Here is an 18,388-nt window from a genome sequence, read left to right as displayed (position 1 = left end):
GCATATTTGCAGGGTCTTCGGCTCCCGGGTCGTTCGGCTGCCGTAGCATCCGGGTACGGGCCACCCCAACTGCTCCACGGTCAACCCTCGGACCACCGGACGCAGTTGGCTCGTCTCGGGAGGACGTCATGAAGCATCGCGGCAGACACCGCCGACGCAGGCAGGGCAGGGCGCTGCGGGCGGCGCTGGCCGGGACCGCCCTCGCGCTGACCGCGGCCGCCACCATGATCAGCGCCTCCCAGGCCACCGACGCCGACGACCCCGGGGCGCTGAAGCCGCTCACCGCGTCCGCCGAGACCGCGCCGCTGCGGCTGACCGAGCACCACGTGCCGCGCGAGGCGCTGGACCGGCTCTCCGACGGGATGGGCCGGCCGGTCGGTGTCGGTTCCGTGCTCGCCGATCCCGACGGCTCCCTGGGCGACGCGGAGGACTGTACGGACGACGACCGGCGGGCCCTGCCGGTCGAGCCCGCCGCGACCCACGCGTACTGCTGGCCGGGCGCCGACACCGACGGCTGGCGGTCCGGCGCGGTCACCACCTCCGGGGACGCGGACGACGACGGCCGCTGGGGCGAGCACCGGGTGATCCTCTCCGGATGGAGCCGCAGCACCGGCACCCCGGCCGAGGACGGTCTCGCCCGCGTCGCCTTCGTGGACGCCGGCGACCCGGACGACCTCCGCTACACCTGGGCCCTGCTGACCGTCCCGGTGGACGGCGGCCGCGACTACCGCGGGCTGGGCTCCGCCGTGTCCGGCATGGTCTGGTACCAGGACAAACTGCTGGTCACCGCGGGCCCGGCGGACGACAGCGCGCTGTACGTGTACGACCTGGGCCGGGTCCAGCGGGCCACCGTGGACGGCACGTCGGTCGGGCGGGTGCCCGGCGGCTGGTCGGCGGCGGGGGCGCGGTACGTGCTGCCGGCCGTCGCCTCCTACCGGACGAACGGGGCCGACGCGCCCCGGCCGGACGGCATCTCCCTGGACCGCAGCACCGCACCCGACAGCCTGGTCACCCGCGAGGCGGTGCCCGCGGACGAGGACGGGCCGACCCGGCTGTGGCGGTACGCCTTCAGCACCGAACCGGAGCGCACGGGACTGCTCGACGCGGACCCGGTCGGGGCGTACGAGACGGAACTGACCGATGTGCGCAGTGTGCTGTCGTACCGGTCGGGCTGGTACCTGGGCCGGATGACCGGGACACCGGACGAGCGCGGCACGCTGTGGCGGCAGGACACGGACGGGGCCCGCCCCACCCGCTGCGGCGCGGACGAGACCCACCGCTGCTGGAGCGGCCCGGCGGCGTCCCTTTCCTACTGGGAGGAGACCGGCGACGTGTGGTCCCAGTCCGGCCGGATGCTGTTCGCGCTGCCGCTGACGTCCGTGGACCGGTCCCTGGACTAGGACACCTGCCGGACGAGGACCTGCCGGACCAGGACCTGTCCGCACCCCGATCAGGCGTTCGACAGAAGCTCGTGCCGGATGGTTCCCTTTCCGGCATGACGACCATCTCCGTGACCACCTGGTCCCTGGAGCAGACCGCGCCCACCGACCTCCTTCCGGCCGCCGTGCCCGAGGGGGACGTGCGGGTCGTCCGCTCCGAGGTGCCCTCCCCCGAGTTCAGCCGTTTCCTGTACGCCTCGGTCGGCGGTGACATCCGCTGGACCGACCGGCTGGGCTGGACGTACGCGCGGTGGCTGGAGCACCTGGACCGGCCCGAGGTGGAGACCTGGGTCGCCTACGACCGGGGGACGCCGGCCGGGTACGTGGAGCTGGAGGCCCAGGCGGACGGGGTCGTCGAGATCGTCTACTTCGGGCTGCTGCCCGCCTTCCGGGGGCGGCGCATCGGCGGGCACCTGCTGTCGTACGGCACGGCCCGCGCCTGGGACCTGGCGGACCGCCGGCCGGAGCTGAAGCCGACCACGCGGGTGTGGCTGCACACCTGCAGCAAGGACGGCGAGCACGCCATGGACAACTACCGGCGCCGGGGCTTCACCCTGTTCGACACCAAGGTCGAGGAGGAGCCGGAGGCGCCGACGCCGGGTCCGTGGGCCGGGGCCTACCCTGCCTGACCAGCGCGGACAAGACCGCCTGCGGCGCTTGTGACCAAGCACACCCTTGTCTCTCATTCCGAGACAAGGGTGTCCGAATTTTGGACGAAGCTGGACTGTGTCCAGAACGCCATGACACGCTTCCGCCATGCCTGGAACTGGAATCGCCTTGGTGAGTCGGCGGCACGTCGACCTCGGCCGCATGTCCAGCGCCATCTGTCCGGCGCGCTGAGAGCACCCAGCACCGCCCGACATCCCTTCTTCGCCTCACTCCCCGCGCAATGACGCGCACTTGGATCCGTGCGCACGTATGCGCAGGTCAGAGCCGCATTCCCGCCTGTCCCGAAGGACGTATCAACCATGGCCGCCACCCCGCAGAACCCTGCCGCCGCGCAGAAGCCTGCCGCCGCGACTCCCCGCCGCAAGGTGAGCCGTCACCGCGGAGAGGGACAGTGGGCCGCGGGTCACTTCACCCCGCTCAACGGCAACGAGCAGGTGAAGAAGGACGACGACGGTCTCAATGTGCGGACACGCATTGAGACGATCTACTCCAAGCGCGGTTTCGACTCGATCGACCCCAGCGACCTGCGCGGACGCATGCGCTGGTGGGGGCTGTACACCCAGCGCAAGCAGGGCATCGACGGCGGGAAGACGGCCGTCCTGGAGCCGGAGGAGCTGGACGACAGCTACTTCATGCTGCGCGTCCGTATCGACGGCGGTGCGCTGACCACCGCGCAGTTGCGGGTCATCGGCGAGATCTCGCAGGAATTCGCGCGCGGCACGGCCGACATCACCGACCGGCAGAACGTCCAGTACCACTGGATCCGCATCGAGGACGTCCCCGAGATCTGGAATCGCCTGGAGGCCGTCGGCCTGTCCACGGTCACCGCCTGCGGCGACACGCCCCGCGTGATGATCGGCTCCCCCGTCGCGGGCATCGCCGAGGACGAGATCATCGACGGCACGCCGGCGCTGGAGGAGATGAAGCGCCGGGTCCTGAACAACCCGGCGTACTCGAACCTGCCGCGGAAGTTCAAGACCGCGATCTCCGGGTCGCCGGTGCTGGACGTGGTGCACGAGATCAACGACGTGGCCTTCGTCGGCGTCGAGCACCCCGAGCACGGGCCGGGCTTCGACCTGTGGGTCGGCGGCGGCCTGTCCACCAACCCCAAGCTGGGCGTGCGCCTGGGCGCCTGGGTGCCGGTCGACGACGTGCCCGACGTCTACGAGGGCGTCATCTCGATCTTCCGTGACTACGGCTACCGGCGGCTGCGCAACCGCGCCCGCCTGAAGTTCCTGGTCGCCGACTGGGGAGCGGAGAAGTTCCGCCAGGTGCTGGAGGACGAGTACCTGAAGCGCAAGCTGACCGACGGCCCCGCACCCGCCGAGCCGACCAGCCGCTGGCGCGACCACATCGGCGTGCACCGGCAGAAGGACGGCCGCTACTACGTCGGCTTCGCCCCGCGCGTCGGCCGCGTCGACGGCACGGTCCTGACCAAGATCGCCGACCTGGCGGAGACGCACGGCTCGGGCCGGGTGCGCACCACGGTCGAGCAGAAGATGATCGTCCTCGACGTCGAGGAGGGGCAGGTCGACTCCCTCGTCGAGTCCCTGGAGGCGCTGGACCTCACCGCCCGGCCCTCCACCTTCCGGCGCGGCACGATGGCCTGCACCGGCATCGAGTTCTGCAAGCTCGCCATCGTCGAGACCAAGGCGCGCGGCGCCTCGCTCATCGACGAGCTGGAGCGGCGCCTCCCGGAGTTCGACGAGCCCCTCACCATCAACCTCAACGGCTGCCCGAACGCCTGTGCCCGCATCCAGACCGCGGACATCGGCCTCAAGGGCCAACTGGTGCTGAACGCCGAGGGCGAGCAGGTCGAGGGCTACCAGGTGCACCTGGGCGGCGCTCTCGGCCTGGAGCCCGGCTTCGGCCGCAAGGTGCGCGGCCTGAAGGTCACGGCCGAGGAGCTGCCGGACTACGTGGAGCGCGTCCTCAAGCGCTACCAGGCCGAGCGCGAGGACGGCGAGCGCTTCGCCCGTTGGGCGGCCCGCGCCTCCGAGGAGGCCCTGTCGTGAGCGAGCGTGCGGCGCCGTTCTACTGCCCCTACTGCGGGGACGAGGACCTGCGTCCGGCCGAACAGGGCCACGGCGCCTGGGAATGCGGCGCGTGCAACCGAGCCTTTCAGCTGAAGTTCCTCGGGCTGCTCGCCCGGGGGCTTGAGCGATCCGACACGGGAGGGGACCGGACATGACTGCTGTTCAGGAAGAGCGCACCACCGAGGACCTGAAGGCACTGGCCGAGCAGGCGGGCCGGGACCTGGAGGACGCCTCCGCCCTGGAGATCCTCCGGTGGGCCGCCGAGACCTTCGGCAAGCGGTTCTGCGTGACCTCCTCGATGGAGGACGCGGTCGTCGCCCACCTCGCCTCCCGCGCGATGCCCGGAGTGGACGTGGTGTTCCTCGACACCGGCTACCACTTCCCGGAGACCATCGGCACCCGGGACGCGGTGGAGGCCGTGATGGACGTGAACGTCATCACGCTCACCCCGCGGCAGACGGTCGCCGAGCAGGACGCGGAGTACGGCCCGAAGCTGCACGACCGCGACCCCGACCTGTGCTGCAAGCTGCGCAAGGTCCGGCCGCTGGAGGAGGGCCTGAAGGGCTATGTGGCCTGGGCGACCGGCCTGCGCCGCGACGAGTCCCCGACCCGGGCGAACACCCCGGTCGTCGGCTGGGACGAGAAGCGGCGGAAGGTGAAGATCTCCCCCATCGCGAAGTGGTCACAGGAAGATGTGCAAACGTACGTCGACGAGCACGGCGTCCTCACGAATCCGCTGCTGATGGACGGCTATGCCTCCGTGGGCTGCGCGCCCTGCACCCGTCGGGTGCTGGAGGGCGAGGACGCACGCGCCGGCCGCTGGGCGGGCCGCGCCAAGACCGAGTGCGGGCTGCACGGCTGACATGACGACGACCACCGAGACCCAGGAGAACCACGTGACGACCGGAGCCACCGTCTGGCTCACGGGTCTGCCGAGCGCAGGCAAGACCACCATCGCCCACGAGCTGGCGGGCCGGCTGCGCGAGCAGGGCCGCCGGGTCGAGGTGCTCGACGGCGACGAGATCCGCGAGTTCCTCTCCGCGGGCCTCGGCTTCACCCGCGAGGACCGGCACACCAACGTGCAGCGCATCGGCTTCGTCGCCGAACTGCTCGCCCGCAACGGCGTCACCGCGCTCGTCCCGGTCATCGCGCCGTACGCGGACAGCCGGGACGCGGTCCGGGGGCGGCACGAGACGAACGGCACGCCGTACGTCGAGGTGCATGTGGCGACCCCGGTCGAGGTGTGCTCCGTACGCGATGTGAAGGGCCTGTACGCCAAGCAGGCCGCGGGTGAACTGACCGGGCTGACCGGAGTGGACGACCCGTACGAGGAGCCCGAGACACCCGATCTGCGGATCGAGTCCCAGAACCAGACCGTGCAGGAGTCCGCGGCGTCGGTGTACGCCGCGCTCAGCGAAAGGGGACTGGCATGACGACCGTCGCCACCGTGAAGGAGGGCACGGACAGCCCGTACGCCCTCTCCCACCTGGACGCCCTCGAGTCCGAGGCGGTGCACATCTTCCGCGAGGTGGCGGGTGAGTTCGAGAAGCCGGTGATCCTGTTCTCCGGCGGCAAGGACTCCATCCTCATGCTGCACCTGGCGCTGAAGGCGTTCACCCCGGCGCCGGTCCCGTTCTCGCTGCTGCACGTCGACACCGGGCACAACTTCCCCGAGGTCCTCGACTACCGCGACCGCACGGTCGCCAGGCACGGGCTGCGGCTGCACGTCGCCTCCGTGCAGGACTACATCGACCGCGGGGTGCTCAAGGAGCGCCCGGACGGCACCCGCAACCCGCTGCAGACCGTACCGCTCACCGAGAAGATCCAGAGCGAGAAGTTCGACGCCGTGTTCGGCGGCGGGCGCCGCGACGAGGAGAAGGCCCGCGCGAAGGAGCGGGTGTTCTCGCTGCGCGACGAGTTCTCCCAGTGGGACCCGCGCCGCCAGCGCCCCGAGCTGTGGAACCTCTACAACGGCCGGCACGCCCCCGGTGAGCACGTCCGCGTGTTCCCGCTGTCCAACTGGACCGAGCTGGACGTGTGGCAGTACATCGCCCGCGAGGGCATCGAACTGCCGGAGATCTACTACGCGCACGAGCGCGAGGTGTTCGCCCGCGGCGGCATGTGGCTGACCGCCGGTGAGTGGGGCGGCCCGAAGGACGGCGAGACCGTCGAGAAGCGGCTGGTGCGCTACCGGACGGTGGGCGACATGTCCTGCACCGGCGCGGTGGACTCCGACGCCGACACCATCGAGAAGGTGATCACCGAGATCGCCGCCTCGCGCCTCACCGAACGCGGTGCGACGCGAGCCGACGACAAGCTCTCCGAGGCGGCCATGGAAGACCGCAAACGAGAGGGGTACTTCTAGACTTGGCCTCTTCTGTCGCCCGCAGGCCACAGAATCCGGCGATCGCTCACCGGGCTTCCTGCTTCACAGCCAATTGCCCCCGGGACGAACCCGAGCCGAGGTCTTACACCAGCTCCACAGGCCGAAACCGCCGACCCGGCGGCCGCCACGGAATGTAGCAAAGGGATTACGCATGACGCCAGTCGAGCAGTTGGCGACAACGACGCTGCTGCGGTTCGCCACCGCCGGTTCCGTCGACGACGGCAAGTCCACCCTGGTGGGCCGGCTGCTGCACGACTCCAAGTCGGTCCTCACCGACCAACTGGAGGCCGTGGAGCGGGCGTCGGCGAGCCGGGGCCAGGAGGCGCCCGACCTCGCGCTGCTCACCGACGGCCTGCGGGCCGAGCGGGAGCAGGGCATCACCATCGACGTGGCCTACCGCTACTTCGCCACGCCCCGGCGCCGGTTCATCCTCGCCGACACGCCGGGTCATGTGCAGTACACGCGGAACATGGTCACCGGCGCCTCCACGGCCGAGCTGACGGTGATCCTGGTCGACGCCCGCAACGGTGTCGTCGAGCAGACCCGCCGGCACGCCGCCATCGCCGCCCTGCTGCGCGTCCCGCACGTCGTCCTCGCCGTCAACAAGATGGACCTGGTCGACTACCAGGAGTCCGTGTTCGCCGCGATCGCCGAGGAGTTCACGGCGTACGCGACCGAGCTGGGCGTCCCCGAGGTCACCGCGATCCCGATCTCGGCGCTGGTCGGCGACAACGTGGTGGAGCCGTCCGCGCACATGGACTGGTACGGCGGCCCCACCGTGCTGGAGCACCTGGAGACCGTCCCGGTCAGCCACGACCTGGCGCACTGCCACGCCCGGCTGCCCGTGCAGTACGTGATCCGGCCGCAGAGCGCCGAGCACCCCGACTACCGGGGCTACGCGGGCCAGATCGCCGCCGGCACGTTCCGGGTGGGCGACCCGGTGACCGTGCTGCCGTCCGGGCGGACGACGACGGTCACGGGGATCGACCTGCTGGGCGAGCCGGTCGACGTCGCCTGGACGCCGCAGTCGGTGACGCTGCTGCTGGCCGACGACATCGACATCTCCCGCGGTGACCTGCTCGTCCCCAGCAAGGACGCGCCGGCCACCTCGCAGGACGTCGAGGCCACCGTGTGCCACGTCGCCGACCAGCCGCTGACCGTCGGCCACCGGGTGCTGCTCAAGCACGGCACCCGCACCGTCAAGGCGATCGTGAAGGACATCCCGTCCCGGCTGACGCTGGACGATCTGTCGCTGCACCCGCACCCCGGCACCCTCAACGCCAACGACATCGGCCGGGTGAAGATCCGTACCGCCGAACCGCTGCCCGCCGACTCCTACGCGGACTCCCGGCGCACCGGTTCGTTCATCCTCATCGACCCCAGCGACGGCACCACGCTCACCGCCGGCATGGTCGGTGAGTCCTTCGCCGCACCGGAGCCCGTCAAGGACGAGGCCGAGGACGACGGGTGGGACTTCTGAGCATGAACCCCACCGATTTCTACTCCGAGTTCGCGAAGGAGGGCGGCCGCGTCGGCAGCGGCGCTCTCGGCAGCGGGCAGGGCGGGGTGGACCGATGTGCGCGATGACGTACGCGCACCGCTCGCGCGCCCTCACTCCCCACCGCCGTAGACGAAAACCTGCCGACTTCCCGGCCACGGCCTGAGACCAGGACCGTGACCGCCGGGCCTCCGAGAGGAACACCTCCCGTGCCTGCCACAACCGCCCTGCGCCGTACCCTCGCGGTCATAGCCGCGCTCCCGCTGCTCACCCTGGCCGCCTGCGGCTACGGCTCCCAGGCCAAGGACGACGGCGCCGCGAAGGTCGCCGCCGGGGCGAAGAAGATCGACGGTCTCGACTCCGTCAGGATCGGCTACTTCGGCAACCTCACCCACGGCACCGCCCTGGTGGGCAACAACAAGGGTCTGTTCCAGAAGGAACTCGGCGCCACGGAGGCGAAGTACGCCGTCTTCAACGCGGGGCCGTCGGAGATCGAGGCGCTCAACTCCGGTTCCATCGACATCGGGTTCATCGGCCCGTCCCCCGCCATCAACGGCTACACCAAGTCCGGCGGCAAGAACCTGCGGATCATCGGCGGTTCGGCGTCCGGCGGGGTGAAGCTCGTGGTGAACCCGGACAAGGTGAAGTCGCTGGAGGACGTCGAGGGCAAGCGGATCGCGACCCCGCAGCTCGGCAACACCCAGGACGTGGCGTTCCTCAACTGGGCGGCCGAGCAGGGCTGGAAGGTCGACGCCCAGAGCGGCAAGGGCGACGTCACGGTCGTCCGCAGCGACAACAAGGTCACCCCGGACGCGTTCAAGGCCGGTTCGGTCGACGGCGCCTGGGTGCCGGAGCCGACCGCGTCGAAGCTGGTCGCGCAGGGCGGCAAGGTGCTGCTGGACGAGGCGTCGCTGTGGCCGGACGAGAAGTTCGTGATCACGAACATCATCGTGCGCCAGGAGTTCCTCGAGGAGCACCCGAAGGCCGTCGAGGCGGTGCTGAAGGCGTCCGTCGAGGCCAACCGGTGGATCAACGCCAACCCGGACGAGGCGAAGACCGCCGCCAACGAGCAGTTGGAGAAGGACTCCGGCAAGGCGCTGCCCGCCGAGGTGCTGGACCCGGCGTGGGAGTCGATCGAGTTCACCGACGACCCGCTGGCCGCCACCCTCGACGCGCAGGCGGAGCACGCCGTCAAGGCGGGCCTGCTGGACCAGCCCGACCTGGACGGCATCTACGACCTCACGCTGCTCGACAAGGTCCTGAAGGCCGCCGGCGAACCGGCCGTCGACGACGCCGGACTCGGCGTCAAGTAAGCCCGGATCACGAAGATTTCCCAGGAGGTGACGACCATGGCCACGACCCTCGCCAAGGCCGCCGACGGCACCGAGGCGGCCACCCACGCCGCCCGCATCGAGCATGTCTCGAAGTCGTTCGCGGGCCCCGCCGGACAGCAGCTCGTGCTGGACGACATCAGCCTCGATGTCGCGCCCGGTGAGTTCGTCACCCTCCTGGGTGCCTCGGGCTGCGGCAAGTCCACGCTGCTCAACCTGGTCGCGGGGCTCGACCGCCCCACGGCCGGCACGATCAGCACGGACGGGCGGCCGGCCCTGATGTTCCAGGAGCACGCCCTCTTCCCGTGGCTGACCGCGGGCAAGAACATCGAACTCGCGCTGAAGCTGCGGGGCGTTCAGAAGAACGAGCGCCGCGAACGGGCCGAGGAACTCCTTGAGCTCGTCCGGCTGAAGGGCGCGCACGGCAAGCGGGTGCACGAGCTGTCCGGCGGTATGCGGCAGCGCGTGGCGCTGGCGCGGGCGATCGCCCAGGACAGCCGGCTGCTGCTGATGGACGAGCCGTTCGCGGCGCTGGACGCCATCACGCGGGACGTGCTGCACGACGAGCTGACCAGGATCTGGCGCGAGACGCGGCTGTCCGTGCTGTTCGTCACACACAACGTGCGCGAGGCCGTACGGCTCGCGCAGCGAGTGGTGCTGCTGTCCTCCCGTCCGGGCCGGATCGCCCGCGAGTGGACGGTGGGCATCCCGCATCCGCGCCGTATCGAGGACACCGCCGTGGCGGAACTGTCCGTCGAGATCACCGAAGAACTCCGTGGGGAGATCCGCCGTCATGGCCAGCACTGAGACGACCGCCAAGGACAAGGACGGGGGCGACCTCGCCGGTCTGGAGGCGGGCCTCGACGCACTGGAGACGGTGCAGACCGGGCGCAAGCCGCTGCGGCAGACCTTCGTGGAGAAGATCCTGCCGCCGGTCGTCGCCATCGCCCTGGTGCTGGCGGTGTGGCAGGCCCTGGTGTCGTTCAAGATCGTCGACGATCCGACCAAGCTGCCCTCGCCGGGCGCCGTGTGGGACGTCCTCCGGCAGGCGTGGCTCCAGGGCGAGTTGCTCGGCTACATCTGGACCAGCGTCTCGCGCGGCCTGCTCGGCTTCTTCTTCGCGCTGCTGATCGGCACCCCGCTGGGGCTGCTGGTGGCGCGGGTGAAGTTCGTGCGCGCGGCGATCGGGCCGATCCTGTCCGGTCTGCAGTCGCTGCCGTCGGTGGCGTGGGTGCCGCCGGCGGTGATCTGGCTGGGGCTCAACAACCAGATGATGTACGCCGTCATCCTGCTCGGCGCGGTCCCCTCGATCGCCAACGGCCTGGTGTCCGGCGTCGACCAGGTGCCCCCGCTGTTCCTGCGGGCCGGCCGGACGCTGGGCGCGACGGGCCTGAAGGGCACCTGGCACATCGTGCTGCCGGCCGCGCTGCCGGGCTATGTGGCGGGTCTGAAGCAGGGCTGGGCGTTCTCCTGGCGTTCGCTGATGGCCGCGGAGATCATCGCGTCCTTCCCGGACCTCGGCGTGGGCCTCGGCCAGCTCCTGGAGAACGGCCGCAACGCCAGCGACATGGCCATGGTCTTCGAGGCCATTCTGCTGATCCTGACCGTCGGTATCGCCATCGACCTGCTGATCTTCAGCCCGCTGGAGCGGTGGGTGCTGCGCAGCCGCGGTCTGCTGGTGAAGGGCTGAGGGACACCATGTGCCGTCCGGTACTTCTCGTCGTCGCCCACGGCAGCCGCGATCCGCGGCACGCCGCGACCGTGCACGCCCTGGTGCGGCGGGTGCGGTCGCTGCGGCCGGGGCTGCGCGTGGAGACCGGGTTCCTGGACTTCAACATCCCGTCCGTCAAAGGGGTGCTGGAGTCCCTGGACGCGGAGGGCGTCCGCGATGTGGTCGCCCTCCCGCTGCTGCTGACCCGCGCCTTCCACGCCAAGGCGGACATCCCGGCGGTGCTGGCCCAGGCCCCGTCGCGGCTGCGGATCCGCCAGGCCGAGGTGCTGGGCCCCTCACCGCTGCTGATGTCGGCGCTGGAGCGCCGGCTGTACGAGGCGGGCCTCACGCCCGCCGACAAGTCCTCGACCGGGGTCGTACTGGCCTCGGCGGGGTCCTCCGACCCGGAGGCGATCGCAGTGATCGCAGAAATCGCGCGGGAGTGGCGGCACACCGGTTGGTGCGCCGTGCGGCCTGCGTTCGCCTCCGCATCCCTCCCCCGCACCGAGCAGGCGGTACGCGAACTGCGCGCCCTCGGCTGCGCACGCGTCGCCGTCGCCCCGTACGTCCTGGCCCCCGGCTTCCTCCCGGACCGGATCGCCCGGGGCGCGGCGGAGGCGGACGTCCTCGCGGATGTGCTGGGCCCGGCGCCGGAGGTGGCGCGGGTGCTGCTGGAGCGGTACGACGCGGCGCGGGTGCCGCTGCTCGCGGCGGTCGGTGCCTGAACTCAGCCCTCGGTGAGCTCCACCAGTCTGCGCACCGTGTTCCAGTTGCGGCTGGTGGCGACGACGCCCTTGTTGATACGGGGCTTGGCCAGGTGTTCGGCGAGTCCGGAGCGGCCCAGGCCGTTCGGGGCGTACAGGTAGAGCGCGCGGTCGCCGAGACGGAACTCCTCGGGGAGATACGCCTGTCGGTCGATCTCGGCGAAGCGTCCGGGAGTGACGGGCGCGGAGAAGTAGGTGACGTGGAGCTGCTTGGGCTCCAGCTCGCCGGCCGGGAACGGGCAGGCGTCGACGATCCCCTTCAGATAGGCGTGGTCGCGCACGATCACGTCCACGGCGAAGCCGAAGTGCCGCTCGATCGCCGCCGACAACTCCGCGGCCAGTGACTCCTCGTCGCCGTGCGTGGCGGTGAACACCGCCTGGCCGCTCTGCAGATGGGTGCGCACCCCGTCGTGACCGAGCCCGTCCATGAGGGCGCGCAGTTCGGCCATCGGGACTTTTCTGCTACCGCCCACGTTGATCCCGCGCAGCAGCGCCGCGTATCTCGTCGTCGCCATGCGTACACCCTAGGACGGCCGTCGTACCCCGCGGGGGTGTGTCCGACGGCGGCGGCGCACCGGAACCCTGATCACCGGCCCCGACATGGCCGGATACGTGTAGGGGGCCGCTGTCCTCCCCAGTGGGGAGGAGGCGGGCGCCGATGGGATGACCTGGGGTTTCCCAGCTTCACCGGACAGCACGACGAGACGGGCTTATCCGGCCCATACCTTCGAAAGCGTCAGGTGGCGGCAGGGGGTCGCTGCCGAACACGAGGGAGCGAGCCCGTCATGGGGAACGGAGAATCACGGGTGCGGGGCCTCGCCGCACGGGCCGGCGGCTGGAGCGCCCGGCACCGCTGGGCGGCCGTCGGCATCTGGGTGCTGTTCGTCGTGCTGGCGATGGGACTCGGTTCGGCCGCGGGCCGGGTCGACGTCGGCGACAGCGATCAGCTCAAGGGAGAGACCAGTACCGCCGCCCGCATCATCGAGGACGCCGGCATCGAGGAGCCGGCCAGTGAGACCGTGCTCGTCCAGGCGAAGGACGAGGGCCTCACGGCCACGGACGCCGAGTTCCGGTCGGCGGTCACCGCGGTCGTCACGGCCGTGGAGAAGACCGGCGAGGCCACGGACGTCACCTCGCCGTACGAGAGCGACACCATCTCGAAGGACGGGCGCAGCGCGCTGGTCCAGTTCGACATACGGGGTGACTCGGACACCGCCGGTGAGCGGGTCGAGCCGGTGCTGAACGCCGTGGAGGAGGTTCAGAAGGACCACGAGTCGCTGCGGATCGAGGAGATCGGCGGCGCCAGCATGATGAAGACGTTCGACGACGCGTTCGGCGACGACTTCAAGAAGGCCGAGTACTCCGCGGTGCCGGTGGCCCTCGGCATCCTGCTGATCGCGTTCGGCGCGCTGGTGGCGGCGCTGCTGCCGGTGGCGCTGGCGATCACCGCGATCATGGCGACGATGGGTCTGATGGGCCTGGTCAGCCATCTGCAGCCGATGAGCGAGACCGCGAACTCGGTGATGCTGCTGGTCGGCCTGGCCGTCGGGGTCGACTACTGCCTGTTCTACCTGCGCCGCGAGCGTGAGGAGCGGGCGGCCGGCCGGGACGCGCAGACCGCGCTGCGGATCGCCGCCGCCACCAGTGGCCGCGCGATCGTCGTCTCCGGTGTCACGGTGTGTGTCGCCATGGCGGGCATGCTGTTCACCGGGCTCGCCGAGTTCGAGGCGATGGGCCTGGCCTCGCTGATGGTCGTGGCGGTCGCCATGGTCGGCTCCGTCACCGTCCTGCCCGCGCTCCTCTCGCTGCTGGGCGAGCGGGTCGAGAAGGGCCGCGTGCCGTTCCTGCGCCGGCGCCGCACCGGCGGCAGCGGTGACAGCCGGTTCTGGTCGGCCGTACTGAAGCGGGTGCTCGCCAAGCCGGTGCTGTCGGTCGTGGTGGCGACCGGTGCGCTGCTGGCCGTGGCCGCTCCGGCGGTCGGGATGAAGACGCAGAACCTCACGCTGGACCAGGAGTTCGGCGACTCGCTGCCGATCGTGCAGACGTACAACCGGGTCAACGCCGCCTTCCCGGGCGGCTCCGAGCCGGCCGAGGTGGTCGTCAAGGCGGACGACATCAACGCGCCCGAGGTGAAGACCGCGCTCGCCGAGTTCCGTGAGCGGGCGATCAGTTCGGGGGCCTCGCGCGGCCCGGTCGAGATCAAGCTGCACGACCAGCAGAACGTCGCGTTCGTCTACGTCCCGCTGGTGGGCGGCTCCGACCAGGACAAGGCGGCCGAGAGCCTGGACACGCTGCGCGACGAGGTACGGCCCGCCACACTCGGTGAGGTCGACGGCGTCGAGGCGCCGATCACCGGGCAGGTCGCCGGGAACAAGGACTTCAACGACCAGCTGGTCGGCTCCGTGGTCCCGGTCTTCGCCTTCGTGGTGGTCTTCGCCTTCCTGGTGATGCTGCTGTCGTTCCGCTCGCTGACGGTCGCGATCACCTCGATCGTGCTGAACCTGCTGTCGGTGGGTGCCGCGTACGGCATCCTCGTGGCGGTCTTCCAGCACGGCTGGGGCGCGTCCCTGGTGGGCGCGGAGGGTGTCGGCGCGATCATCACATGGCTGCCGCTGTTCCTCTTCGTGATCCTGTTCGGCCTGTCGACGGACTACCACGTGTTCGTGGTCTCCCGGATCCGCGAGGCCCGGCTGCGGGGCCGTACGACGCGGGACGCGGTCCAGCACGGTGTGGTCACCACGGCCGGCGTGGTCACCAGTGCCGCGATCATCATGGTCGCCGTGTTCGGAATCTTCGGGACACTGTCCATGCAGTCCATGAAGCAGATGGGTGTCGGCCTCGCGGCGGCGGTGCTGATCGACGCGACGATCATCCGGGGCGTGCTGCTGCCCGCGGTGATGACGCTGCTCGGCGAGCGCAACTGGTACCTGCCGAAGTGGCTGCACCGGATGCCCGACCTCACCCATGACGAGTCGCCGGAGGCGGCGGCGGTGACACCGCCGACGTCACGGGACGACGAGGGCGACCGCGTACCGGTGTGATCGGCTAGCTGCGACAAGGGCCCGGCGGTTCTCCGCCGGGCCCTTGTCGTGACTGCGGGCAGTCGTGCCGCTGGGGCGGCACGGGTGGGCGCGGTCGCGCTAGGGCAGCTCCGCCTCGATGAGGTCGGCCGCCCGGCGAGTGCCGCCCTCCTGGGCCATCTCGGCCTGGATGTCCTTCAGCCGCCGTGCGACCTCCGGGTCGTCGACCAGGGCGAGGGCCGCCGCCCTCAGCACCTCGGCCTTCGCCTCGTCGGCCGGAACGTGCCGGGCCACTCCGAGCCCATGGAGCATGTCCGCGTTGCCGAACTGGTCCACGGCCTGCGGTACGGCGATCATCGGGGTGGCCGTGGCCAGCCCCTCCTGGCTGCCGCCGGCCCCCGCGTGGGTGACGAACAGGTCGGCCTGCTTCAGGATCGCGAGCTGCGGCACCCAGGACCGCACCTCGACGTTCTCCGGTACGTCCCCCAGCTCGGCGGGGTCGACGTGCTTGCCGACCTGGAGCACCAGGTGCCAGCCGGGCAGATCCGCGAACGCCTTGACGCACTCCCGGTAGAAGGCCGGCTGCTTGGTGAAGGACGACCCGAGTGATACGAGCACGACCTTCTCCGCACCGGCGGGCCGCTGCCAGTCGCCCTCGGCACTCCGGTCGCCCTGGCAGGCCCCGACGAAGGAGTGCACGCCCTCGTCGACCCGGTCGGCGTTCGGCTGGAGCGCCTTGGGGATCAGGACGATCGAGCGGGCGGGGCGGCCCCCGAAGTCGTCGGGGCTCATGGTGATCCCGTTCTCCTCCAGCCAGGCGTGGAAGCGGGCGTAGTAGGCCTGCCCCCGCTCGGTCTTCTTCGGCTCCTCCCACATCGGCTCGGCGACCTCCTTCTCGTACCCGTCCCAGGCGACGAGGTTCGGCGAGAGGGAGATGACGGGCACGCCCCAGCGGTGGCCGAGCACGCGCGCCGGGTAGGAGGTGATGTCGTGCAGGACGAGGTCGGGGGTGTCGCCCTCGTAGGCCTCGATGAGCTGCGGGAGCGCCTGGACGGCGTCGGCGAGGAACGGTTCCACGTTGTCGAGCAGCGTGCTGCCCCAGGCCTCCGGGTCGTCGTCGGGGCCCGGCAGCGTGCTGTTCCACAGTTTGGGTTCGGCTCCCGTCTCCACGACCTTCTCGGCGAACAGCGGCGGGATCGCGTACGTGACCCGGTGACCGCGCGCCACGAGTTCGCGGACCACCTCGAGGCTCGGGTTCACGTGGCCGTGGGCGGCGATGGAGAACATGGCGATGTGAGCGGGAGTGGTCATGCCGGAACCATAGACGAGACGATACGTCTCGTGCAACCTCTTCGATCTCGTGCCGTCGGCTCCGGAGGATCCCGGCTCGACCAGGTGCCGCCGGCTCCGGTGGGCGTCGGGGTCGGGGTCGGGGTCGGGCAGTGAGGAGGACCGGACCGGATTCCGGCGGCAGCCCGGCGGGGTCGACGACGGCTCGGTGGCGGCGGGCGCGCGGCCCCCGGAGCCGGAGCGGCCGCCTACGCGCGTGGGCGCCGCCCCGAGCAGGCCGAGCCCGCCCGCCGGAGAGTCATCCGCGACACGGTGTCCATCACCGCCCACCCCGGCTGCGGCGGACGCCCCTACGGGACCGGGGCCGGGAAACGGCCGCTGCCCGGTAAGCCCCCGGGCGGAGGTCCCGGGGATCCCCGTGCCGCAGCACCCGGATGACGTTCGCGGTGACGGTGAGCGGACGCTCGGCCGTACCCTCGGGGCGGATCGCCCTCTACTCCATCCGGAAACCCGCGGGCCCCCGCACCGCGGCGGCGGCGAGCTCCTCGACCCGGGCGGCGGGTGCGGGCACACCGGGCGCCTGCTGGACCCATGCCACGAACTCCTTGGCGGTGAGGCCGGACGGCGGCTGTCCCACGTACGGGAGGGCGTACAACGGGGTGTTGGGTTCGCTGCGCCAGCTGTCGGCCAGTGCGCCGAGGTCTACCGCGTCGAAGCCGAGGAGGCCCAGCAGGTCGGCCACCTCCTTCCTGGCGTCCGGGTCGTCGCCGGAAAGCGGCAGCGCGGTGCGGTCGGGGGCTCCGGTCGGGCGGAACAGCTCCAGCAACTGCTTGGGGCCGATGTTGTGCAATGCCTTCACCACCTGGGCATCCGCGAGGTGGCGCTGCACCAGTTCGCTGGAGGTCAGTTCGTTGCTGTCGAGTTCCGGCACTTCGAAGTCGGAATTCGGCGCGTAGTTCATCGGGTCGATCACGGTCTTGCCGGCGAGCTCCGCCCGGGGCAGCCGCTCGTGGGCGGCCAGCGGCACGGCCGCGATGACCAGATCACCGGCGCTCGCCGCTTCGGCCGGGGTGGCCGCGCGGGCCCGCTCGCCGAGCTCCGCGACGAGGTCGGCCAGCGTCTCGGGGCCGCGTGAGTTGCTCAGGACGACGCTCAGGCCGGCGTCGACGGCGCGGCGGGCGGCCCCGAGGCCGACCATGCCGGTGCCGATGACGCCGAGGGTTGTTGTGCTCACTCTGTTCTCCGTTCGCGTTTCCCCGCGTCGCGGCATCCGGCGGACAGGACCGCTCCGGCGGGTTCGTACCCATCACAGCCGGAGTGACCTGCGCGAACAATGGTCAGAAACGCTCGGCAGCAATCACATCATGTGATAGATCAGGCGGATGGAACTGAGAGCGCTGCAGTACTTCGTGACCGTCGCCGAGGAGCTGCACTTCGGGCGCGCGGCGCAACGGCTGGGCATAGTGCAGCCGGCGGTGAGCCAGCAGATCGCCCGACTCGAACGCGAGCTCGGCGTGCGCCTGCTCGACCGCACCTCACGCCGGGTACGGCTCACCCCGGTCGGCGAGCGAGTGCTCGCTGCGGCCCGTAGGACCCTCGCTGCGGCGGCCCGGGTGCGGGTGGTCGCCGGAGAACCGGCGGCCGTCCTGCGGATCGGGGTCGCGTCCTGCGTCACCCGACGGCTCGACCGGGCGGTGGGCCGCCTGAGCGCCGGCGAACGCCCCGCCGAGCCGAAACTGGTCGACCTGCCGGTGACCGCGCGACTCGACGCCGTCCGCGACGGCGAGCTGGACCTGGCGCTGGTGCGGGGCGCGCTCACCTCCGCGACGGTGACGGTGGTGCGCGCCTGGTCCGAGCCGCTGCACGCAGTGCTCGCGCGTGAACACCCCGCCGCCCGCAGGTCCTCGGTCGGCCTGCACGACCTCGATCCGTGCGGTCTGCGGCTTCCCGCCCGCGACAGTGACCCGCCGATGCATGACGCGATCCTCGCCGCCCTGCCCGTGGCCCCGCTGCGGCCGCCTGCCGGGGACATGCTCAGCGTGCTGTTCGAGGTGGGCCGGGACCCCGAGGGCTGGACGCTGGTGCCGGCCGAACAGCTCGACGGGTCCCGCTCCGAGCGGCTGCTCCGGCTGCCGCTCGACCCGCCGGTGACCGTCGACGGCCATGTCGTCACCTCCCTGGCCACCCCGGAGCCGTGCGTGGCGTCGTACGTGGCCGCGTTCGCGGATTGAACCTCCGCCTCGG

The 18,388-nt window shown here is 71.1% G+C and carries 18 protein-coding genes; 15 read left to right on the top strand and 3 right to left on the bottom strand.

Going from position 1 to position 18,388, the window contains the following annotated elements; translation table 11 throughout:
- The first annotated feature begins 128 nt into the window (after positions 1-128).
- The 13 genes from AMK33_RS02590 (at position 129) to AMK33_RS02530 (ending at position 11,795) form a co-directional block, all read left to right on the top strand.
- On the top strand, positions 129-1,400 hold the full coding sequence (locus AMK33_RS02590; RefSeq protein ID WP_073931015.1) for a hypothetical protein: 1,272 nt from the start codon (positions 129-131) through the stop codon (positions 1,398-1,400).
- 95 nt (positions 1,401-1,495) lie between these two features.
- Entirely contained in the window at positions 1,496-2,068 is a 573-nt protein-coding gene (locus AMK33_RS02585; RefSeq protein WP_073931014.1) for a GNAT family N-acetyltransferase, read from the top strand.
- Between the two features lie 127 nt (positions 2,069-2,195).
- Entirely contained in the window at positions 2,196-2,279 is an 84-nt protein-coding gene (locus AMK33_RS44855; protein WP_310887545.1) for a putative leader peptide, read from the top strand.
- A 128-nt stretch (positions 2,280-2,407) separates the two neighbouring features.
- On the top strand, positions 2,408-4,123 hold the full coding sequence (gene sirA, locus AMK33_RS02580) for a sulfite reductase SirA (protein ID WP_073931013.1): 1,716 nt from the start codon (positions 2,408-2,410) through the stop codon (positions 4,121-4,123).
- A complete protein-coding gene (locus AMK33_RS02575; protein ID WP_006136538.1) occupies positions 4,120-4,299 on the top strand; it encodes a hypothetical protein in 180 nt (59 codons plus the stop codon). Before sirA ends, AMK33_RS02575 begins: the two co-directional genes overlap by 4 nt.
- Positions 4,296-5,006 (top strand): phosphoadenylyl-sulfate reductase, encoded by a 711-nt coding sequence (locus AMK33_RS02570; RefSeq protein WP_073931012.1) that lies wholly within the window; start codon positions 4,296-4,298, stop codon positions 5,004-5,006. The genes AMK33_RS02575 and AMK33_RS02570 overlap by 4 nt, the downstream gene beginning before the upstream one ends.
- Before the next feature lie 34 nt (positions 5,007-5,040).
- Positions 5,041-5,577, top strand: coding sequence for an adenylyl-sulfate kinase (gene cysC / locus AMK33_RS02565; protein ID WP_383454785.1), 537 nt, complete (start codon positions 5,041-5,043; stop codon positions 5,575-5,577).
- Complete coding sequence (gene cysD, locus AMK33_RS02560; protein ID WP_073931010.1) at positions 5,574-6,509, top strand: sulfate adenylyltransferase subunit CysD; 936 nt, start codon at positions 5,574-5,576, stop codon at positions 6,507-6,509. The genes cysC and cysD overlap by 4 nt, the downstream gene beginning before the upstream one ends.
- 172 nt (positions 6,510-6,681) lie before the next feature.
- On the top strand, positions 6,682-8,010 hold the full coding sequence (locus AMK33_RS02555) for a sulfate adenylyltransferase subunit 1 (protein WP_073931009.1): 1,329 nt from the start codon (positions 6,682-6,684) through the stop codon (positions 8,008-8,010).
- 227 nt (positions 8,011-8,237) lie between these two features.
- On the top strand, positions 8,238-9,341 hold the full coding sequence (locus tag AMK33_RS02545; protein WP_073931007.1) for an aliphatic sulfonate ABC transporter substrate-binding protein: 1,104 nt from the start codon (positions 8,238-8,240) through the stop codon (positions 9,339-9,341).
- 36 nt (positions 9,342-9,377) lie between these two features.
- Positions 9,378-10,166 (top strand): ABC transporter ATP-binding protein, encoded by a 789-nt coding sequence (locus tag AMK33_RS02540; RefSeq protein WP_073931006.1) that lies wholly within the window; start codon positions 9,378-9,380, stop codon positions 10,164-10,166.
- On the top strand, positions 10,153-11,049 hold the full coding sequence (locus tag AMK33_RS02535; protein WP_073931005.1) for an ABC transporter permease: 897 nt from the start codon (positions 10,153-10,155) through the stop codon (positions 11,047-11,049). Before AMK33_RS02540 ends, AMK33_RS02535 begins: the two co-directional genes overlap by 14 nt.
- An 8-nt stretch (positions 11,050-11,057) precedes the next feature.
- A complete protein-coding gene (locus tag AMK33_RS02530) occupies positions 11,058-11,795 on the top strand; it encodes a sirohydrochlorin chelatase (protein WP_073931004.1) in 738 nt (245 codons plus the stop codon).
- A 2-nt stretch (positions 11,796-11,797) separates the two neighbouring features.
- Here the strand turns inward: AMK33_RS02530 and AMK33_RS02525 are convergent, their stop codons facing one another.
- Positions 11,798-12,349, bottom strand: a complete 552-nt coding sequence (locus AMK33_RS02525; protein ID WP_073931003.1) for a DUF1697 domain-containing protein — start codon at positions 12,347-12,349, stop codon at positions 11,798-11,800.
- 270 nt (positions 12,350-12,619) lie between these two features.
- Between AMK33_RS02525 and AMK33_RS02520 the strand changes: the two genes are divergently transcribed.
- On the top strand, positions 12,620-14,875 hold the full coding sequence (locus AMK33_RS02520; protein ID WP_073931002.1) for an MMPL family transporter: 2,256 nt from the start codon (positions 12,620-12,622) through the stop codon (positions 14,873-14,875).
- A gap of 99 nt (positions 14,876-14,974) precedes the next feature.
- Here the strand turns inward: AMK33_RS02520 and mgt are convergent, their stop codons facing one another.
- Together mgt and AMK33_RS02510 are read right to left on the bottom strand one after the other, a co-directional pair.
- Positions 14,975-16,165, bottom strand: coding sequence for a macrolide-inactivating glycosyltransferase (mgt, locus tag AMK33_RS02515; protein ID WP_079194716.1), 1,191 nt, complete (start codon positions 16,163-16,165; stop codon positions 14,975-14,977).
- Positions 16,166-16,637: 472 nt separating this feature from the next.
- Positions 16,638-17,378 carry an NADPH-dependent F420 reductase gene (locus AMK33_RS02510; RefSeq protein ID WP_268817347.1) on the bottom strand — a complete coding sequence of 247 codons (741 nt, stop codon included), beginning with the start codon at positions 17,376-17,378 and terminating at the stop codon, positions 16,638-16,640.
- 148 nt (positions 17,379-17,526) lie between these two features.
- On the opposite strand from AMK33_RS02510, the gene AMK33_RS02505 reads away from it, so the two are divergent.
- Positions 17,527-18,375 (top strand): LysR family transcriptional regulator, encoded by an 849-nt coding sequence (locus tag AMK33_RS02505; protein ID WP_073931000.1) that lies wholly within the window; start codon positions 17,527-17,529, stop codon positions 18,373-18,375.
- Positions 18,376-18,388: the final 13 nt, after the last annotated feature.

This window comes from Streptomyces sp. CB02400, assembly GCF_001905725.1.
Lineage (GTDB): Bacteria > Actinomycetota > Actinomycetes > Streptomycetales > Streptomycetaceae > Streptomyces > Streptomyces atrovirens.
Note: the sequence above shows the minus strand (reverse complement) of the source record. Positions and strands in the feature narration are given on the sequence as shown.

What these genes read in the sequence shown, in the direction of transcription:
- cysD (WP_073931010.1), top strand. Translation starts at nt 5,574, where the DNA reads ATGACGACCGTCGCCACCGTGAAGGAGGGCACGGACAGCCCGTACGCC.
- AMK33_RS02535 (WP_073931005.1), top strand. Translation starts at nt 10,153, where the DNA reads ATGGCCAGCACTGAGACGACCGCCAAGGACAAGGACGGGGGCGACCTC.
- AMK33_RS02570 (WP_073931012.1), top strand. Translation starts at nt 4,296, where the DNA reads ATGACTGCTGTTCAGGAAGAGCGCACCACCGAGGACCTGAAGGCACTG.
- AMK33_RS02540 (WP_073931006.1), top strand. Translation starts at nt 9,378, where the DNA reads ATGGCCACGACCCTCGCCAAGGCCGCCGACGGCACCGAGGCGGCCACC.
- AMK33_RS02585 (WP_073931014.1), top strand. Translation starts at nt 1,496, where the DNA reads ATGACGACCATCTCCGTGACCACCTGGTCCCTGGAGCAGACCGCGCCC.
- mgt (WP_079194716.1), bottom strand. Translation starts at nt 16,165, where the DNA reads ATGACCACTCCCGCTCACATCGCCATGTTCTCCATCGCCGCCCACGGC.
- AMK33_RS02555 (WP_073931009.1), top strand. Translation starts at nt 6,682, where the DNA reads ATGACGCCAGTCGAGCAGTTGGCGACAACGACGCTGCTGCGGTTCGCC.
- AMK33_RS44855 (WP_310887545.1), top strand. Translation starts at nt 2,196, where the DNA reads ATGCCTGGAACTGGAATCGCCTTGGTGAGTCGGCGGCACGTCGACCTC.
- sirA (WP_073931013.1), top strand. Translation starts at nt 2,408, where the DNA reads ATGGCCGCCACCCCGCAGAACCCTGCCGCCGCGCAGAAGCCTGCCGCC.
- AMK33_RS02590 (WP_073931015.1), top strand. Translation starts at nt 129, where the DNA reads ATGAAGCATCGCGGCAGACACCGCCGACGCAGGCAGGGCAGGGCGCTG.
- AMK33_RS02525 (WP_073931003.1), bottom strand. Translation starts at nt 12,349, where the DNA reads ATGGCGACGACGAGATACGCGGCGCTGCTGCGCGGGATCAACGTGGGC.
- AMK33_RS02530 (WP_073931004.1), top strand. Translation starts at nt 11,058, where the DNA reads ATGTGCCGTCCGGTACTTCTCGTCGTCGCCCACGGCAGCCGCGATCCG.
- AMK33_RS02505 (WP_073931000.1), top strand. Translation starts at nt 17,527, where the DNA reads ATGGAACTGAGAGCGCTGCAGTACTTCGTGACCGTCGCCGAGGAGCTG.
- AMK33_RS02520 (WP_073931002.1), top strand. Translation starts at nt 12,620, where the DNA reads ATGGGGAACGGAGAATCACGGGTGCGGGGCCTCGCCGCACGGGCCGGC.